General features: G+C 65.1%; 19 protein-coding genes and 1 pseudogene. 13 read left to right on the top strand and 7 right to left on the bottom strand.

Features of this window, described 5'->3' with window-relative positions; all coding sequences use genetic code 11:
* Positions 1 to 63: 63 nt before the first annotated feature.
* Positions 64 to 402, bottom strand: a complete 339-nt coding sequence (locus EN851_RS33250) for a hypothetical protein (protein ID WP_127280499.1) — start codon at positions 400 to 402, stop codon at positions 64 to 66.
* Between the two features lie 320 nt (positions 403 to 722).
* Between EN851_RS33250 and tauA the strand changes: the two are divergent.
* The 4 genes and pseudogenes from tauA to EN851_RS33230 all read left to right on the top strand — a co-directional run bounded on the left by tauA (position 723) and on the right by EN851_RS33230 (position 3,744).
* Positions 723 to 1,735, top strand: a pseudogene (gene tauA / locus EN851_RS33245) (taurine ABC transporter substrate-binding protein).
* A gap of 170 nt (positions 1,736 to 1,905) precedes the next feature.
* The gene (locus EN851_RS33240) at positions 1,906 to 2,679 is read left to right on the top strand and encodes a taurine ABC transporter ATP-binding protein (protein ID WP_135930965.1); all 774 of its coding nucleotides are present in this window, start codon (positions 1,906 to 1,908) and stop codon (positions 2,677 to 2,679) included.
* Positions 2,676 to 3,536, top strand: coding sequence for an ABC transporter permease subunit (locus EN851_RS33235; RefSeq protein WP_135930964.1), 861 nt, complete (start codon positions 2,676 to 2,678; stop codon positions 3,534 to 3,536). The genes EN851_RS33240 and EN851_RS33235 overlap by 4 nt, the downstream gene beginning before the upstream one ends.
* 19 nt (positions 3,537 to 3,555) lie before the next feature.
* Positions 3,556 to 3,744, top strand: a complete 189-nt coding sequence (locus tag EN851_RS33230; protein ID WP_127873551.1) for a hypothetical protein — start codon at positions 3,556 to 3,558, stop codon at positions 3,742 to 3,744.
* Positions 3,745 to 3,902: 158 nt separating this feature from the next.
* Here EN851_RS33230 and EN851_RS33225 read toward each other — a convergent pair whose 3' ends face one another.
* The gene (locus EN851_RS33225; RefSeq protein ID WP_135930963.1) at positions 3,903 to 4,190 is read right to left on the bottom strand and encodes a GIY-YIG nuclease family protein; all 288 of its coding nucleotides are present in this window, start codon (positions 4,188 to 4,190) and stop codon (positions 3,903 to 3,905) included.
* A 276-nt stretch (positions 4,191 to 4,466) separates the two neighbouring features.
* Between EN851_RS33225 and EN851_RS33220 the strand changes: the two genes are divergently transcribed.
* From EN851_RS33220 to EN851_RS33205, 4 genes are all read left to right on the top strand, one after another.
* Positions 4,467 to 5,420 carry a sulfonate ABC transporter substrate-binding protein gene (locus EN851_RS33220; protein ID WP_135930962.1) on the top strand — a complete coding sequence of 318 codons (954 nt, stop codon included), beginning with the start codon at positions 4,467 to 4,469 and terminating at the stop codon, positions 5,418 to 5,420.
* A 76-nt stretch (positions 5,421 to 5,496) separates the two neighbouring features.
* On the top strand, positions 5,497 to 6,654 hold the full coding sequence (gene ssuD / locus EN851_RS33215; RefSeq protein WP_189521994.1) for an FMNH2-dependent alkanesulfonate monooxygenase: 1,158 nt from the start codon (positions 5,497 to 5,499) through the stop codon (positions 6,652 to 6,654).
* Entirely contained in the window at positions 6,651 to 7,427 is a 777-nt protein-coding gene (locus EN851_RS33210; protein WP_127873554.1) for an ABC transporter permease subunit, read from the top strand. The genes ssuD and EN851_RS33210 overlap by 4 nt, the downstream gene beginning before the upstream one ends.
* A 7-nt stretch (positions 7,428 to 7,434) precedes the next feature.
* Positions 7,435 to 8,232: an ATP-binding cassette domain-containing protein gene (locus tag EN851_RS33205; protein ID WP_135930960.1), complete on the top strand. Its 798-nt coding sequence runs from the start codon at positions 7,435 to 7,437 to the stop codon at positions 8,230 to 8,232.
* 94 nt (positions 8,233 to 8,326) lie between these two features.
* Here EN851_RS33205 and EN851_RS36575 read toward each other — a convergent pair whose 3' ends face one another.
* Positions 8,327 to 8,512 (bottom strand): hypothetical protein, encoded by a 186-nt coding sequence (locus tag EN851_RS36575; protein WP_172737369.1) that lies wholly within the window; start codon positions 8,510 to 8,512, stop codon positions 8,327 to 8,329.
* Between the two features lie 309 nt (positions 8,513 to 8,821).
* Here EN851_RS36575 and EN851_RS33195 point away from each other — a divergent pair, with 309 nt between their 5' ends.
* The 4 genes from EN851_RS33195 to EN851_RS33180 all read left to right on the top strand — a co-directional run bounded on the left by EN851_RS33195 (position 8,822) and on the right by EN851_RS33180 (position 12,166).
* Complete coding sequence (locus EN851_RS33195) at positions 8,822 to 9,190, top strand: septal ring lytic transglycosylase RlpA family protein (protein ID WP_127277697.1); 369 nt, start codon at positions 8,822 to 8,824, stop codon at positions 9,188 to 9,190.
* A gap of 304 nt (positions 9,191 to 9,494) precedes the next feature.
* The gene (locus tag EN851_RS33190; RefSeq protein WP_127277696.1) at positions 9,495 to 10,772 is read left to right on the top strand and encodes a polyhydroxyalkanoate depolymerase; all 1,278 of its coding nucleotides are present in this window, start codon (positions 9,495 to 9,497) and stop codon (positions 10,770 to 10,772) included.
* A gap of 159 nt (positions 10,773 to 10,931) precedes the next feature.
* A complete protein-coding gene (locus tag EN851_RS33185; protein WP_127277695.1) occupies positions 10,932 to 11,546 on the top strand; it encodes a transglutaminase-like cysteine peptidase in 615 nt (204 codons plus the stop codon).
* Between the two features lie 365 nt (positions 11,547 to 11,911).
* A complete protein-coding gene (locus EN851_RS33180; protein WP_135930959.1) occupies positions 11,912 to 12,166 on the top strand; it encodes a hypothetical protein in 255 nt (84 codons plus the stop codon).
* A gap of 89 nt (positions 12,167 to 12,255) precedes the next feature.
* Here the strand turns inward: EN851_RS33180 and EN851_RS33175 are convergent, their stop codons facing one another.
* The 4 genes from EN851_RS33175 to EN851_RS33160 are packed head-to-tail and all read right to left on the bottom strand — an operon-like array spanning position 12,256 to position 14,977.
* Positions 12,256 to 12,624 (bottom strand): helix-turn-helix transcriptional regulator, encoded by a 369-nt coding sequence (locus EN851_RS33175; RefSeq protein WP_135930958.1) that lies wholly within the window; start codon positions 12,622 to 12,624, stop codon positions 12,256 to 12,258.
* Entirely contained in the window at positions 12,621 to 13,151 is a 531-nt protein-coding gene (locus EN851_RS33170; protein WP_135930957.1) for a Smr/MutS family protein, read from the bottom strand. The genes EN851_RS33175 and EN851_RS33170 overlap by 4 nt, the downstream gene beginning before the upstream one ends.
* Positions 13,151 to 14,248 carry a murein transglycosylase A gene (locus EN851_RS33165; RefSeq protein WP_135930956.1) on the bottom strand — a complete coding sequence of 366 codons (1,098 nt, stop codon included), beginning with the start codon at positions 14,246 to 14,248 and terminating at the stop codon, positions 13,151 to 13,153. The genes EN851_RS33170 and EN851_RS33165 overlap by 1 nt, the downstream gene beginning before the upstream one ends.
* 21 nt (positions 14,249 to 14,269) lie before the next feature.
* Entirely contained in the window at positions 14,270 to 14,977 is a 708-nt protein-coding gene (locus tag EN851_RS33160) for a Tim44/TimA family putative adaptor protein (protein WP_127277701.1), read from the bottom strand.
* Between the two features lie 199 nt (positions 14,978 to 15,176).
* Here EN851_RS33160 and EN851_RS33155 point away from each other — a divergent pair, with 199 nt between their 5' ends.
* Entirely contained in the window at positions 15,177 to 15,674 is a 498-nt protein-coding gene (locus EN851_RS33155) for an FxsA family protein (RefSeq protein ID WP_135930987.1), read from the top strand.
* The last annotated feature ends 184 nt before the right edge of the window (positions 15,675 to 15,858 follow it).

The raw sequence follows: 15,858 nt of genomic DNA, 5'->3' as shown, positions 1-15,858 counted from the left end.
CATACGGCGCGGGCCGGTTGCAACCAGCAAAGAACTCAAGCGGCCCCGTCGCGGGAATTCATTTCAACCAGGCAGTCCGATCCGCAAACCAATGTGCTCGATCACGCTGGCAAGCGTTGTCTTTTTGATCTCGAGCGAAATTTTCGTCCTCGCGCGCGCGGCCGGGATGAACAATTCTTCCTCGCTGTACCTGCTCAGGAACGCCGCCACGGCCGACAATTCGGCACCCTTTACGCAGATATTTATAATGCTGTGCGACGGCCGCTTTGCGGCGCGCTCGGATAGGATCTGCAGCGGCCCGCAAGTGCAGTCACAATATCCTTCGTCGTGGTGATAAATACAAATACAGTGCTGGTATTGCGGGCAAATTGTATTGCATTCGCAATCATCCTCAATTGTCATCGTATTCTCCAAGCATTTGAAATCTATGGGTGCCCATTGGATCGGGACTAGAGGTAGACGCAGACCACCACGAAAGGAATTTCGGGTCGTCCACCGTTCGGTGGACAGTGACGGTCCCAGCCCGACGATTTCGCCCCCCGACGCCGTGCCGCGACGTCAGGGTGGGCGCCGGAGCCGCCCTTTCCGCCTCGGCGCCCTCTCATCGGCAGCTTTTTTCCAACAAGCCCTTCTTCCTTGGAAGGATTTAACTCTACAAGAACCATAGAATTAGCTGACTATGAACGGGCAATCCGGTTTTCCCCTTTTTCAAGGAGCCTTTCATGTCCAGCATTTCACGCCGCATCATTCTCCTCTCTTCCGCGGCCCTTGCCGGCGCCGCGTTCCTCGCTCCGGCCATGGCCGATGACCTGAAGATCACCATCGGCTACCAGACGGTGATCGAGCCCTCGAAAGTGCCGCAGGCCGACGGCGCCTATGAAAAGGCCACCAAGGCCAGCATCGACTGGCGTAAATTCGATTCCGGCGCCGACGTCATCGCCGCGGTCGCCTCCGGCTCGGTCGATATCGGCTATGTCGGCTCGAGCCCGCTGGCGGCCGCCGCCAGCCGCGAACTGCCGATCCAGACCATCTTCGTGGTCGGCCTGATCGGGCCGTCGGAAGCGCTGGTCGCCCGCAACGGCGCCGGTATCGAGAAGGTCGCCGACCTCGCCGGCAAGAAGGTCGCCGTGCCGTTCGTGTCGACGACGCATTACAGCCTGCTTGCCGCGCTCAAGCATGAGAATGTCGATCCGAAGTCGGTCCAGATCCTCAATCTCAGGCCGCCGGAAATCGCCGCCGCCTTCGCGCGCGGCGATATCGATGCCGCCTATGTCTGGGATCCGGCGCTGGGGCAAATCAAGCATCGGGCAAGGTGGTGCTGGATTCCTCGCAGGTCGCCGCTTGGGGCGCGCCGACCTTCGATGCCTGGATCGTGCGCACCGACTTCGCCGACAAGAATCCGGAAGCCGTGCGCGACTTCGTCAAGGTGACGGGATCAGCCTATGCCGAATATCTCGCCAAGCCCGACGCCTGGTCGGTGTCGTCGCCGCAAGCCGCGTCGATCGCCAGGCTCACCGGCGCCAAGCTGGAAGAAGTGCCGGAGCTCCTGAAGGGTTATGTGTTCCCGACGCTTGAAGAGCAGGCCTCGGACAAATTCCTCGGCGGCGGCACGGTCAAGGCGGTCGCGGCCGCGTCCGCCTTCCTCAAGGAGCAAGGCAAGGTCGACGCCGTGCTGCCGGACTACTCGAAATACGTGACGTCGAAATACGTCACCGGGGCGCTGGCCTCGAACTGACGGCTTAACGCGCGGCTCACCTTCCCTGACGCCGTGCGTTGCCTGTCCCGGAGCCGCTGACGAGGCGCGGTTTCGGGGCAGGCGGATTTTACCGAACCGATTCATCCCTGACGCAATTCCGGACGGAAAACCGCCTCACACTTTTCCTGGAATTGCTCGGCGAGGCCCCCATGCCGCATCTCGTGCTCGACAACATCTCCATCCACTATGACGGCCAGCCGGCGCCCGCCGTCGAGCGGGTCTCGATCGCAGTTGCCAAGGACGATTTCGTCGTCCTTGTCGGCCGCTCCGGCTGCGGCAAGACCTCGCTGCTCAACGTCGCCGCCGGCCTGGTCGCGCCCGCGCGCGGCACGGCCTCGATCAACGGCCAGCCGATCACCGGACCCGGTTCGGACCGGGCGGTGGTGTTCCAGAACGATGCACTGTTTCCCTGGCTGACCGCCCGCGAGAACGTCGCCTTCGCGCTGCGGCTGCGCGGTGTCAGGCCGACCGAGCGGGCGCGGCGCGCCGACCGGCTGCTGGACCTGGTGAAGCTCGGCGACGCCGGCGACAAGCGCATCTGGGAGCTGTCCGGCGGCATGCGCCAGCGTGTCGGCCTTGCCCGCGCGCTCGCCGCCGAACCCGAATTCCTGCTGCTCGACGAGCCGCTCGGCGCGCTCGACGCGCTGACGCGCGAACGCATGCAGACGACGCTGCTCGACCTTTGGACGGTAAGCCACGCCGGCGTGCTGATGGTGACGCACGGCATTGAGGAAGCGCTGGTGCTCGCCACCCGCGTCGTCGTGCTGGCGCCCGGCCCCGGGCGCGTGGTGCGAACCTTCGAGCCGGGCTTCTCCCGGCGCTATGCCTCCGGCGAGCCCATTCGCGCCATCAAGGACGACCCGGCCTTCGCGGCGGCGCGCGGCGAACTGACCGACGCGATCTTCGAGGGAGAGGCGGCATGACCATTTCCTCCTACACGGAACGGCCCGGTTCAGGGACGGACGAAACCGACGGCCTGTCGGTGCCCTGGTCCAGGCCACGGACGAAACGGACCGGCGTTTCGGCACGCATGGTCAGCGCCGTCACCATCCTGGCCGTGCTGGCGCTCTGGACGCTGTCGGCCCGCCTGCAGCTGGTGTCGCCGGTGTTCCTGCCTTCGCCGCTCGCCGTGTGGAACAAGTTCGTCGTCGTCATCCGCGACGGCTTCGTCGACGCGACGCTGCTGCAGCATGTCGTCGCCAGCCTAGGCCGCGTCTTTGCCGCGCTGGTCGCCGCCATCCTGGTCGGTGTGCCGGTGGGGCTCGCCATCGGCATCAGCACGGTCGGGCGTGGCATCTTCGATCCGCTGCTCGAATTCCTGCGGCCGATCCCGCCGCTGGCCTATCTGCCGCTGGTCATCATCTGGTTCGGCATCGGCGAGCCGTCGAAGATCCTGGTGATCGCCATCGCCATGCTGGCGCCGGTCGCCCTGTCGACCGCCTCGGGCGTCCGCGGCGTCTCGCGGGAGCGCATCAACGCCGCGCGCTCGCTTGGCGCGACGCGAGCCCAGGTGGTCCGCCACGTGATCCTGCCCAGCGCCCTGCCCTCGATCCTGACCGGCCTGCGCATCGCGCTCGGCGCAGGCTGGTCGACACTGGTCGCGGCCGAACTGGTGGCGGCGACGCGCGGCCTTGGTTTCATGATCCAGTCCGCGGCCCAGTTCCTCGTCACCGACGTGGTGGTGATGGGCATATTGGTGATCGCGGCCATCGCCTTCGTGCTCGAATTCACCATCCGCCGGATCGAGCGCGTGCTCGTCCCGTGGGCGGGGCGTGAATGATCGGAAGAGGAGAATGACGATGACCCATTCCACCGCCGTGTTGTTTGCTCATGTCGGCTCCTGGCTGCTCGGCCTTGCCGCCGACGACAAAGCGGCAAACGAGGACGGCCCGCGCTCGCCGGCGCCGGTCCATCTCCGCGCCGGGCACGACCGCCTGCCGCCGCGCGACGAGAGCTTTTATTGGGCCTGGCAGTACTGGTCGCAGTGAGTGGCTGGCGGTTGGCGCACCGACGCATAGCGTTAGCGATCTTTCGCGCTAGCCTCCACGTCTTCGTCATCCTAGGGCGAAGCAAGGAGCAAAGCGACGCGCGCAGACCCTAGGATCCATGCCGCGACTGTGGTGCGTTGCAACGGTGCAAAAACGGCTCACCACCCAGTTCCGCGAAAGAGTTCGAACCATTCCGGATTAGCTTTCTCGATCAGCTCGATCTTCCATTGGCGTGGCCAGCGTTTCAGGGACTTCTCACGTTGGATCGCATCAGTGATGTCGAAATACTCTTCGTACCGGACAAGGCGTTGCACGCCGTAGCGACTGGTAAAGCCTGAGCCTTGGCCAGATTTGTGCTCGGGTACACGGCGGCCGAGGTCGTTGGTGACGCCAATGTAGATAGTGCCACGTTTCTGGCTTGCGGTCATGTAGACATAGCCGGTCATGTTTGAAGCGTAATCCGGGTGAGTGAGCGTGTAAGCGTCGTTTCTGATCCGTCGCATTCTACGACCAAAGTCACGGCATGGATCCTAGGGTCTGCGCCGCGTCGCTTCGCTCCTGCTTCGCCCTAGGATGACGAAGGTATAGGTGCCGTAGAAAAAAATTCCGCCCGTCACAATCATCTCGCCAAATTATTTCTCTACTAAATTTATAGCTACCTAGCCTGATCCATCTTCCAACCGGTGAGGACATTTCCTGCCGCGCATTGAAGGAGAGGGATCATGTTCAATCTGACGAGACGCGTTTTCGGCATTGGCCTCGTGGCCGCGACAGTCGTGCTGTCGTTCGGCGCCGCCGCGCAGGACCTGAAGCAGTTCAGCATCGGCTACCAGAAGACCGGCCTGCCGGTGATCGCCAGGCAGCAGCAGGTGATCGAGAAGGCGCTCGGCGACAAGGGCGTCACCGTGAAGTGGGTCGAGTTCACCGCCGGGCCGCCATTGGTCGAAGCGCTCAATGTCGGTGCCATCGATGCCGGCTGGACCGGCGACGCGCCGCCGATCTTCGGTCAATCGGCCGGCGCCAACATCGTCTATGCCGCGGCGCTGCCGTCCAATGGCGAAGGCGAGGCGATCTTCGTCAAGCCGGCCTCGCCGGTCCAGGCGGTCGCCGACCTCAAGGGCAAGCGCGTCGGCGTCGGCAAGGGCACCAGTGCGCATAATCTTCTCGTCGCCGCGCTGGAAAAGGCAGGTGTCGCCTTCGATCAGATCACGCCGGTCTATCTCAGCCCGGCGGATGCGGCCGCCGCCTTCGCCAGCGACCAGATCGATGCCTGGGCGGTCTGGGATCCGTTCTTTGCCATCGCCGAAACCCGCTACCAGCCGCGTGTGCTGGCCCGCTCCAGCGAGGTGCTCAAGGTCAACACCTATTTCCTCGCCAACAAGGATTTCGCCAAGGCGCATCCCGAAATCGTCACCACGACCATCGCCGCGCTTGGCGAGGCGGCGAAATGGGCGGACCAGAATCGCGACAAGGTGGCGCAAGCGCTGCATGAGGTGACCGGGGTGCCGCTCGACGCACAGACCATCGCCGCCAATCGCAGCAAGTTCGGCATCTTTCCGATCACCGACGAGATCGTTGCCGGCCAGCAGGCTACCGCCGACCGCTTCTACAAGCTCGGCCTGATCCCCAAGGCGGTGCGGATTTCCGACGCGGTTTGGACAGCGCCGGGCAATTGATCTTTCGCCACGCGGCGCCGGGTGGAGAAACGCCCGGCGCCGTTGCCGTTGTGCCTTGACCTCCAGGAGGCCCGCCTTGACCACGCCAGCCAAGCCACTCGATTTCTTCTGGTTCATCCCGACGCACGGCGACGGTTCCTATCTTGGCTCCGAGCAGCAGCAGCGGCCGCCGGAGTTCGGCTATTTCAAGGAGATCGCGCAGGCAGTCGACCGGCTCGGCTTCCCCGGCGTGCTGTTGCCGACCGGGCAGAACTGCGAGGATTCCTGGATCACCGCGACTGGACTGGCGACGCTGACCGAAAGGCTCAAATTCCTCGTCGCGCTGCGGCCGGGCGTGACCTTGCCGACCTTCGCGGCGCGCCAGACGGCGGCACTCGACCGTCTGAGCAACGGCCGCCTGCTGCTCAATGTCGTGGTCGGCGGCAATCCGGCCGAGCTTGCCGGCGACGGCGTCTTCCTGCCGCATGACGAGCGCTATGCGCAGGCGCATGAATTCCTGACCATCTGGCGCGGTCTGGTGTCCGGCGAGCGCGTCAATTTCGACGGCAAATATTACCGCGTCGAGAATGGCCGCCTCGACCTTCTGCCATCACAGGAGCGGCCGCCGCTTTATTTCGGCGGCTCGTCCGACGCCGGGCACGATCTTGCCGCCGACCTGGTGGACATGTACCTCACATGGGGCGAGCCACCGGCGCAGGTCGCCGAAAAGCTGGCTTCGGCGCGCGCGAAAGCGGCATTGCGCGGCCGCGAATTGCGTTTCGGCATCCGGCTGCATTTCATTGTTCGCGAAACCGAGGACGAAGCCTGGCGTGCCGCCGACCGGTTGATCAGCCACGTCACCGATGCCCAGATCGAGAACGCGCAGGCGCGGTTCCTCAACCAGATGGACTCGGTCGGCCAGCGCCGCATGGCCGAACTGCATGGCGGCCGCCGCGACAGGCTGGTCGTCTCGCCCAATCTGTGGGCCGGCGTCGGGCTGGTGCGCGGCGGTGCCGGCACCGCGCTGGTCGGCACGCCGGAGCAGGTCGCCGACCGCATTCGCGAGTACCAGGCGATCGGCATCGACACCATCATCGGCTCCGGCTATCCGCATCTCGAGGAAGCCTATCGCGTCGCCGAACTGCTCTTCCCCAAGCTCGGGCTTGGTACCAGGCGGCTCAAGCCGCGCGAAGACATCGCCAACGAATTCTCCGTCGGCTTCCATGGCGCGGCCCGCCTGCAGGCCGCGTCATGAGCTTTTCCACGCACCTGCGCAGGAACGGCATCGGCTGGCTATTGCCGGTGCTGGTGCTTGCCGGCTGGGAGGTGGCGTCCCGCGCCGGCGTCATGCCGGCCAACGTGCTTCCGGCACCAAGCGCCGTCGCCGAGGCCTTCTGGCGTTTGACGCTGTCCGGTGAACTGATCCGCAACATCGGCGTCTCGACGGCGCGCGCCCTGGCCGGCTTCGCCGTCGGCGGCTCGATCGGCTTCGCGCTCGGCCTTGCCAACGGGCTGTCGACGCTCAGCCGCGGCCTGACCGACACCACGCTGCAGATGATCCGCAACATTCCGCACCTGGCGCTGATTCCGCTGGTCATCCTGTGGTTCGGCATCGACGAGGAAGCAAAACTGTTCCTGGTGGCGCTCGGCGTGTTCTTTCCGATCTACGTCAACACGCTGCTCGGCATCCAGAGCGTTGACCCGCAACTGGTGGAGATGGGCCGCGTCTACGGCATGGACCGGCGCGCGCTGTTCTTCCGCGTCATCCTGCCCGGCGCGCTGCCGGCGATCTTCGTCGGCCTGCGCTACGCCTTGGGCATCATGTGGCTGACGCTGATCGTCGCCGAAACCATCTCGGCCAGCTCCGGGCTCGGCTACATGGCCATGCAGGCGCGCGAGTTCCTGCTGATCGATGTCGTCGTGCTGTCGATCCTGATCTACGCGCTGCTCGGCAAGCTCGCCGACAGTCTCGCCCGCCTGCTCGAGCGCCTGTCGCTCGGCTGGCATCCCGCCTTTCAGAACGGATGAGTATTCGATGCCAGCCGCCAGTCTGACCGCCGTCCGCTCCTTTGTCACCACGCCAGCGCCAGCGCGCCCGGCGATATCGGTCGAAGGCAGGCGTGCCTTCGCCTTCAAGGGCGTGGAGAAACGCTTTGGCGACAAGACCGTTCTCGACGGCATCGATCTCGACGTGCCGGTCGGGCAGTTCGTCGCCGTCATCGGCAAAAGCGGCTGCGGCAAGAGCACGCTGCTCCGCTTGCTCGCGGGGCTCGACCGGCCGACCTCGGGATCGCTGACGCTGGGGGCCGAGGAAGAGGGCCACAGCCGCACGCGCTTCATGTTCCAGGAACCGCGCCTGCTGCCCTGGGCCAGCGTGGTGAAAAATGTCGAGGTCGGGTTGACCGGCATCGCCTCCGGTGCGGAGGCCAGGAAACGCGTGCTGGATATCCTTGGCGAGGTCGGTCTCGCCGATCGAGCCGATGAATGGCCCTCGGTGCTGTCCGGCGGCCAGAAGCAGCGCGTGGCGCTGGCCCGCGCGCTGGTCGGTCACCCGCAGGTCCTGGCGCTCGACGAGCCGCTCGGGGCGCTCGACGCGCTGACCCGCATCGAGATGCAGCAATTGCTGGAGCGTATCTGGATAGCCCAGAAATTCACCGCCGTGCTGGTCACGCACGATGTCGCCGAAGCGGTTGCGCTCGCCGACCGGGTGGTGGTGATAAGCGGCGGCAGGATCGCGCTCGATCTGGATGTGCCGGTGGAACGGCCGCGCCGCCGCGGCTCCGCCGAGCTTGCCCGCCTCGAAGGCAGGATTCTCGACCAGCTGTTCGGTTAGGGCCGCGGCGGTCGGTTAGGCCTGTGGCGGCGGCGCGATTGACGAGCGGCTTCCCCCACTCCGTCGCCGCTTCGACGGAGTGGGGGTCGACCTTTCATCGAAGCCGACGGTTCGCCCACACCAGCCCTGCCAGGCCGATCAGCATGGTGGCGAGGCCGATATAGAGCCATTGCGACTGGCCGGTCATGAAGCTGCCGCCGATCATGCCGATGCCCTGCAGCGACCACAGCGCACCGATGGCCAGCACGATCAAGGCCAGCAGATTTTTGATCAGTCTCATTGTCGGACCCGATTTTGAAAGTCGATCGATCGCGGCCCCGTGGCCGCGATGAAAGAGCCGAAGGAGGTGGCCAGATCGCGCAGGTTTCTATTTGAAGATAAACGTCTAATCTTGTCATGAAAGTCCTTCGTGCCGATCAAAACAAGGTCGAAAACTGATCCCGGCGCTCCAGAAGATCCCTGACAGACTGTTACCCGGTGACTCCAAACGTGTGATCTCGCCATGGAACCGCCAGATCACTGCCGCATTTCCTGCCTTATTCTCGACCTAACGGCTGGGGTCTGTCAAAAACGGAGCCATCCCCCAAATATGAAGACCCCAAAACAGACCGCGCTTGTCGCGGTAACGATCGCTGCTGGCCTGATGGTCGGCGCCTCCGCCACTTCGGCAACCGCCGCCGCCGGCCAGTGTGGCCGCGCTTCCTGGTACGCGCTGCACTCGAGGACCGCCTCGGGCGAGCGCATGAACCCCTCGGCGATGACCGCCGCCCACCGCACGCTGCCTTTCGGCACCAAATTGCGGGTCACCAACAAGAACAACGGCCGCAGCGTCGTCGTGCGCATCAACGATCGTGGTCCCTTCATCAAGGGCCGCGTGCTCGACCTGTCGAAAGGCGCCGCCGGCCAGCTCGGCTTCATCGGCTCCGGCCAGACTTCGGTCTGCATGGCGCGCGTCTGATATGACCGTCTCTTGACCATGATCCCTCCCGGACCGCGGCTCAGCCGCGCAAAGCGGGTATTTTTCGGCGATCATGGTCAGGTGTCCGGCGCGGTGGCCTGACACATATCCTACACATTTCGGCGGCGCACATTGAGCCGGCTGTGCCGTCCGGGGCCGGTTTTCAAGGCTTTGGACGAAAGAAGCATTGGTCACGCCACGTGACGTATTGCATCGCAGCAATTAGTTGTTAACCTCCCCGCATGACATTCAAGGCTCGGCGCTGCTCGTCGTCCCTTCGGTCGAGGCAGCAGCGGGGTTCTTGATGTACTACCAGCTCTACGAAATGAACCATGCCGCCTTGCAGCCGGCCCGGCTCTATGCCGACGCTGTCCGGCTCTTCTACTCCAATCCGCTCAATCCGGTCTCGCACACACCCTGGGGCCGATCGATCGCGGCCGGCGCCGAACTGTTCGAGCGCACCACGCGCCGCTACGGCAAGCCGCAATTCGGCCTGGCCAAGACGGTGGTCGACTGGAAGAGCGTCGCGGTCACCGAAAAGACCATCTGGTCGAAGCCGTTCTGCAATCTCGTCCGGTTCGAGCGCGCCGTTCCCGCCGGACGCAAGGCCGACCCGAAGCTGCTGATCGTGGCGCCGATGTCGGGTCATTACGCGACGCTGCTGCGCGGCACGGTCGAGGCGATGCTGCCCTATGCCGATGTCCACATCACCGACTGGGTCGACGCGCGCATGGTGCCGCTGGCCGATGGCAGCTTCGATCTCGACGACTATATCGACTACATCATCGACATGCTGCACACGCTGGGTCCGGACACCCATCTGATGGCGGTGTGCCAGCCTTCCGTGCCGGTGCTGGCGGCGGTTTCGCTGATGGAAACGCGCGGCGACCCCTTCGTCCCTTCGACGATGACGCTGATGGGCGGACCGATCGACACCCGCCGCAACCCGACCGCGGTCAATCTGCTGGCTGAAGAAAAGGGCATCGACTGGTTCCGCGACAACGTCGTCATGCGCGCGCCCTGGCCGGTGCCGGGCTTTGGCCGTGAGGTCTATCCCGGCTTCCTGCAGCTTTCGGGCTTCATGAGCATGAACCTCGACCGCCACATCATCGCCCACAAGGACTTCTTCATGCACCTTGTGAAGCATGATGGCGACAATGCAGAAAAGCACCGCGACTTCTACGACGAGTATCTGGCGGTGATGGACCTGACGGCGGAGTTCTACCTGCAGACCGTCGACACCGTCTTCGTGCGCCATGCGTTGCCCAAGGGCGAGATGACGCATCGCGGCACCAGGATCGATCCGTCCGCCATCCGCAACGTTGCCCTGTTCACGGTCGAGGGCGAGAACGACGACATTTCGGGCCTTGGCCAGACCAAGGCCGCGCAGGACCTGTGCGTCAACATCCCCGCCGACAGGAAGGCGCATTACATGCAGCCGGCGGTCGGCCATTACGGCGTCTTCAACGGCTCGCGCTTCCGCTCCGAGATCGTGCCGCGCATCGTCGACTTCATCACCAGCTATGGCCGCCAGAACCGGGTGGCGGTGAAGCCGAAGCTGGTCCGCACCGCCAAGCGGTAGGCAATTCTAGAAACGGAGCCGGGCCGGCTCCGATTCTGTTGCACAAGTGCCGCTGTACCTCCCCGCGGGTAACCATGCTGCAAATCAACCCGACGTCGTAATTGACACGGAGTGTAAATCGCCCTTAACGTTTCGTTAACAACAGGGCGAGCGGGGACAATGAATTCCTCAACCATGCGAAGGCTGCGCGTATGCGTGGCAGCCGGGCTGGCAGTAACGGGAGGCTGGATGGCACCGGCCTGGGCTTCGGACGCGATGGCGACCGGTGGCCTCACCTCGCAGCCGATCGGCCACTACGATTTCTGCAAGCAGCATCCGGGCGAATGTTCGATCCGTCCGGCCAGCCTCGCGCCGGCCACCCTGACCGACGGCTTGATGCGCAAGCTGCTCAACGTCACCGCCAGGGTCAATGCATCAGTCAAGCCGATGAGCGACATGGACATCTATGGCACGGACGAGGTCTGGGCCTATCCCGACAAGGGCGTCGGCGACTGCGAGGACTATGTGCTGGAGAAGCGGCGCCAGCTGTCCCGCATGGGCGTTTCGCTCGCCGATCTCTTGATAACCGTGGTGCGCAAGCCCGACGGCGAAGGTCACGCCGTGCTGACGGTGCGCACCGACGGCGGCGATTATGTGCTCGACAATTTGACCGACAAGGTCAAGCCCTGGGACCAGACCGGCTACCGCTTCCTCAAGCGGCAGGCGATCGACAACACCGGCCGCTGGGTCTCGATCCGCGGCGGCCAGCAGGTTCTGGTAGGTTCGGTGCAGTAGGGGCCGACAGCCGGGGAGCGCTTGAGGCGGCGTAACCATCGCTTCGTCATCCTAGGGCGCAGCAGTCGCGAAGCGACGTCGCGGAGACCCTGGGATCCATGCCGTGACATCACCATAGAGCACAACGGCCCAGCAACACGCGCTGGTTATCTTCATGTCGGCACCGCCAGGTTCCGCACCGTTGCGGAGTTCGCAGGTCGCGGCATGGATCCTCGGGTCTGCGCGTCCGCTTCGCTACCGCTCCGCCCGTGGATGACGAACTCCTTTGGGGCCCCTCGAAATTTTTCATCCCTCCGTGAACCATTTCCGTTCGCCCGGCGACACACAGCCGTGGACGACAGAAACCCAAACCATGGAGACTTCAAATGACTGCTTTCCTGCGCAATACCCTTCTCGCCGTCGCTGCGGTATCGGCCCTGACCGGATCCGCTCTGGCTGGTCAGACCGACACGAGCTGCGTCAAGACCACGCTCAATGACCTTTGGGCCGGCCGTTGTTGCGGCACCGCCGGCGCGTCGGACTGTCTGGGCGGTGGCAATGGTGGCCGCGATCATAACGACAAGGGCGGCCGCGATCCCAATGGCGGCAGCACCAATGGTGGCCCGACCGGCAAATATTGATTGCGCCACAGCTGCCCGCTGGCGTTTCGCCGGCGGGCACTGGTTTGCGATCAGGCGGACGCCCGTCGCAAAATCCTGTTGAATCTAGATCACACCCGCCGGCCCAACGCCGCATGGATCGATCCTGTAATGCGGCGCAATTCCGCCTCGTCCAGCTTCTCGATGTTCTCGGCCAAGAGATTGGCGAGTTCGGTGGCGGCGGGGGAAAGACCCGACGTGTCCAGCCTGACGCGCGGGTGCGAGGCTTCGGCCAGCCGCGCCAGCTCCTCGGCATCGTCCCAGATGATGTTGAAATAGCCGATGATCTTCTGGATCAGCGTCCAGGTCGGCGCGCCGCGCCGGCCATGCTCCAGCGCCGAGAGATAGGCGGCGCTGACGCCGATCGCCGCGGCCATGTCCTTCTGGCTGACGCCGCGCTCGGTTCTCAGCGCCCGCAGCTTCTCGCCGAACGGCGTCACGAGCGCGCCCGCCGCAGCCTGATATAGAGCGCGCCGGAGCCGCCATGGTTGCGGGCGGCATGGTCGTGGCTGGAGACCAGCGGCCGGAACGCCGGCGTCGACAGCCAGGCCGGCACGGCGCGCCGCAAGACACCGTCGCCGCCCGAGGACGACCCCTTGCCGGTGATGACCAGCACATAGCGGACGCCGCCGGCATGCGCCCGGTGCAGGAACGAGAACAGCAGCGAATAGGCCTCGTCCTGCGTCATGCCATGCAGGTCGACGCGGCCCTCGATCGGCAACCGGCCCTTCTGCAACTTGTCCAGGGTCGGCTCGTCGAGCCCGTGCGTGACATGCTGCACCTTCGGCTTTGCCGCGCCAGCCGGGCCGGCGGCGGGCTGGGCCGGCTGCGACGGCGTCGGCTTGGCATCGACGGCCATGTCTGCAATGTCGACGGCGGCGCGGCCCTTGAGCGGCTTGGCGGTGCGCGCCACCAGGTTCCACAGCACCCGGTCGTCCTCGCTGAGTTTGTCCGGACGCTTGCTCATCATGCGCCCCCGGCCAGCGCGCGCGGCACCAGCGCGTAGAAATCGGCGGCGTTGCGCACCACGCCGGCGATCTCGCCGGCGGTATCGCCCGAGCCGGCGAACAGGTCGCCGCGCGCCGGTCCGGTGATGGCCGAGCCGGTGTCCTGCGCGATCATCAGCCGCCGGAACGGCCTTTTGTCGAAGGCGGTGAGCGTCGGCGCGTCGATGTAAAAAGGCGTGCCGAATGTGTGAAGCAGCCGGTCGACGGCCATCGAGCGGCCCGGCGTCAGCGGCACCTTGGCGGCCGCGATCGGCCCGAGCGCGGCGTCATCCACCGCGGCCTCGCGGAAGAAGATGTAGGAACGGTTCCGCCACAGGATCTCGTCGACGCGCCGCGGATGCGCCTTGAACCAGGCGCGGATCGACTGCATCGTCACGTCCGCCAGCGGGATTTCCCCCAGCTCGCTCAGCACCTTGCCCGGCCCGGTGAAACGCTGGCCGGATTTGGCGGCGTAGGTGACGCGGCAAAGCCGCCCATCGGTCATGACGAGCCGCGCCGCGCCTTGCACATGGATGAAGAAGGCATCGACCTTGTCGGCCAGCCAGGCGATCTCCAGTCCCTGGCCGGCGATCGCGCCGCGCTCGATCGCGCCACGGTCGGGATATTCGGCCAGCCCGTCGGCGGCCCGGCGGGCGAAGGCGAGATAAGGATCCATCCCGGCCGGCCGGTTGGCGTCGTCGACGTCGACAAGATCGGCCGGCCGCGACAGCAGCGGCACGGTAAAATGCGCCGTCCGCACCGGCGAGGCCTCGACTTGCGGCTCGTAGAAGCCGGTGACGAGCCCGGCGCCGGTTTCCGGCCGGACCAGCATAGGAACGAAATGGCGCTCGAAGAAGGCGCGGGCCTCGGATCGGTTCGCCGGCGCGGCGCCGCGCGCTTGCGCATAGCCCTCGGCGAAGGCGCCGAAATCGACGCCCAGCGCACCGCTGCGATAGGGTTTTATCGGTACATGCAAGGCCGAACGGGCAAACGCCTCGAAGGCCGGCAGATGGTCGTCGTCGCTCCAGCCGGGCAGGTCGCCGAAGGACCTTTCAACAAGGAGAGGCGACAGCGACACCGGAGCCCGCCTGTTCCGGGCTCAGTCTTCTTCTTCGGTGGCGACGAGCTTCCAGTTCGGATCGCGCGAGCGCGTGTCGCGGGCGAAGGTCCAGACATCCTTGACCTCGGCCACGGTTTCCGGATCGCCGTCGATGACGGCGCCGGCCTGGTCGCGCGTCGCCGAGATCAGCTCGCTGATGATGCGCAGCGTCACATGCGCCTCGCCGCCCTTCATCTCGGCCGAGACGATGTCGGCCTTGTCGATGCCGACGAAGGAGGACTGGATCTTTTCCGACTTGGCCTCGCGCTCGCCGATCGCGGCGACGAACCCGTCATAGACCTCCCGCGACAAAAGGTTCTTCAGCGTTTTGCGGTCGCCGTCGGCATAGGCCATGACAATCATCTCATAGGCCATCTTGGCGCCGTCGACGAAACCCTTGGGATCGAAGGACGGGTCGTTGTCCTTGATCGCGCGCAGGCCCTTGTTGAGGTCGGTGTCGGGCTTGGCGAAGGCGTCGATCGCCGTATAGGCGTCGGCCGGCGCCGCCTCGCCGGGCAGCCGCTTGCGCGGCAGCGAAACCACGTTTTCGGGCTTCTGCGTGGCCTCCTTGTCGGTGCGCGCCGCCGTGTAGGGGTCGAAGGGCGGCCGCTCGCTACCGGTCCGACGGCCCAGCACGTTGCGCAGCTGGAAGAAGATCACCACCGCCGCGATCAGGAAGAAAATCGTGCCGAAGTCGAAGAAGCCCATATTTTCCGCCAATCAATCCCTGCCTCTAGGCCGGACCGTCAAGCCGACAGGCCGCGGTCGCATAGCGTTCACCATTCAAAGCATATAGAACGCAAGGCGCAATCATTCAAATCAAAGGCAGGCATACCTATCTAACAGCCTCCGTGCCAGCGGCGATTGGTCGCCGGCGGGCCAAAACAATCGAATGGTCGGTAAAGACTTGCGCATTTCGCTGCTTCCCTTCTTTCTCCTCGCGCTGCCGCTGCTGGAAATCGCCGGTTTCGTCGTCGTCGGCCGTGAGGTCGGCGCGCTGGCGACGGTCGGCCTGGTGCTGGCCTCGAGCTTCGCCGGTGTGCTTTTGCTGCGGCACCAGGGTTTCGGTGTCATGGCCCGCATCCGCGCCGAGATGGCCGCCGGCCACGACCCCAGCCGCCAGCTCGCCCATGGCGCCATGATCGTGGTCGCCGCGATCCTGCTGATCATCCCCGGCTTCATCACGGACATTGTCGGCCTGCTCCTGTTCCTGCCGCCGGTGCGCGACTTCGCCTGGAGCAGGCTCAAGGGCCGCATCGTCGTGGCCAGCAATTTCTCCACCGGCGGCTTCCGCCGCCAGCGCGACAAGGTCATCGACCTCGACGACGGCGACTATTCGCGCGAGGACGACCTGAAGCGCGGCCCGGACCACAATTCGCCCTGGCGGCGGCTGAAGGACGATTAGGTCGCGGTTGCGGCGTTCTGATTTGTTCTGAAAGGCCGGCACCGCCCCGGCCAGGCTTGTCCAGCCGATAGATGGGTAACAGATTGAACCGGATACATAGGTAACAGTTCTCCCCCTATGCATCCGCCGCAGCGCCAAGCGGTTTGGTTGGCGCGGCGCTGCGGCGGACGAGCTTCATACGTCT

It is taken from the genome of Mesorhizobium sp. M8A.F.Ca.ET.208.01.1.1, assembly GCF_004791315.1.
Lineage (GTDB): Bacteria > Pseudomonadota > Alphaproteobacteria > Rhizobiales > Rhizobiaceae > Mesorhizobium.
Note: the sequence above shows the minus strand (reverse complement) of the source record. Positions and strands in the feature narration are given on the sequence as shown.

What these genes read in the sequence shown, in the direction of transcription:
- EN851_RS33250 (WP_127280499.1), bottom strand. Translation starts at nt 402, where the DNA reads ATGACAATTGAGGATGATTGCGAATGCAATACAATTTGCCCGCAATAC.
- EN851_RS33240 (WP_135930965.1), top strand. Translation starts at nt 1,906, where the DNA reads ATGCCGCATCTCGTGCTCGACAACATCTCCATCCACTATGACGGCCAG.
- EN851_RS33235 (WP_135930964.1), top strand. Translation starts at nt 2,676, where the DNA reads ATGACCATTTCCTCCTACACGGAACGGCCCGGTTCAGGGACGGACGAA.
- EN851_RS33230 (WP_127873551.1), top strand. Translation starts at nt 3,556, where the DNA reads ATGACCCATTCCACCGCCGTGTTGTTTGCTCATGTCGGCTCCTGGCTG.
- EN851_RS33225 (WP_135930963.1), bottom strand. Translation starts at nt 4,190, where the DNA reads ATGACCGGCTATGTCTACATGACCGCAAGCCAGAAACGTGGCACTATC.
- EN851_RS33220 (WP_135930962.1), top strand. Translation starts at nt 4,467, where the DNA reads ATGTTCAATCTGACGAGACGCGTTTTCGGCATTGGCCTCGTGGCCGCG.
- EN851_RS33210 (WP_127873554.1), top strand. Translation starts at nt 6,651, where the DNA reads ATGAGCTTTTCCACGCACCTGCGCAGGAACGGCATCGGCTGGCTATTG.
- EN851_RS33205 (WP_135930960.1), top strand. Translation starts at nt 7,435, where the DNA reads ATGCCAGCCGCCAGTCTGACCGCCGTCCGCTCCTTTGTCACCACGCCA.
- EN851_RS36575 (WP_172737369.1), bottom strand. Translation starts at nt 8,512, where the DNA reads ATGAGACTGATCAAAAATCTGCTGGCCTTGATCGTGCTGGCCATCGGT.
- EN851_RS33195 (WP_127277697.1), top strand. Translation starts at nt 8,822, where the DNA reads ATGAAGACCCCAAAACAGACCGCGCTTGTCGCGGTAACGATCGCTGCT.
- EN851_RS33190 (WP_127277696.1), top strand. Translation starts at nt 9,495, where the DNA reads ATGTACTACCAGCTCTACGAAATGAACCATGCCGCCTTGCAGCCGGCC.
- EN851_RS33185 (WP_127277695.1), top strand. Translation starts at nt 10,932, where the DNA reads ATGAATTCCTCAACCATGCGAAGGCTGCGCGTATGCGTGGCAGCCGGG.
- EN851_RS33180 (WP_135930959.1), top strand. Translation starts at nt 11,912, where the DNA reads ATGACTGCTTTCCTGCGCAATACCCTTCTCGCCGTCGCTGCGGTATCG.
- EN851_RS33170 (WP_135930957.1), bottom strand. Translation starts at nt 13,151, where the DNA reads ATGAGCAAGCGTCCGGACAAACTCAGCGAGGACGACCGGGTGCTGTGG.
- EN851_RS33160 (WP_127277701.1), bottom strand. Translation starts at nt 14,977, where the DNA reads ATGGGCTTCTTCGACTTCGGCACGATTTTCTTCCTGATCGCGGCGGTG.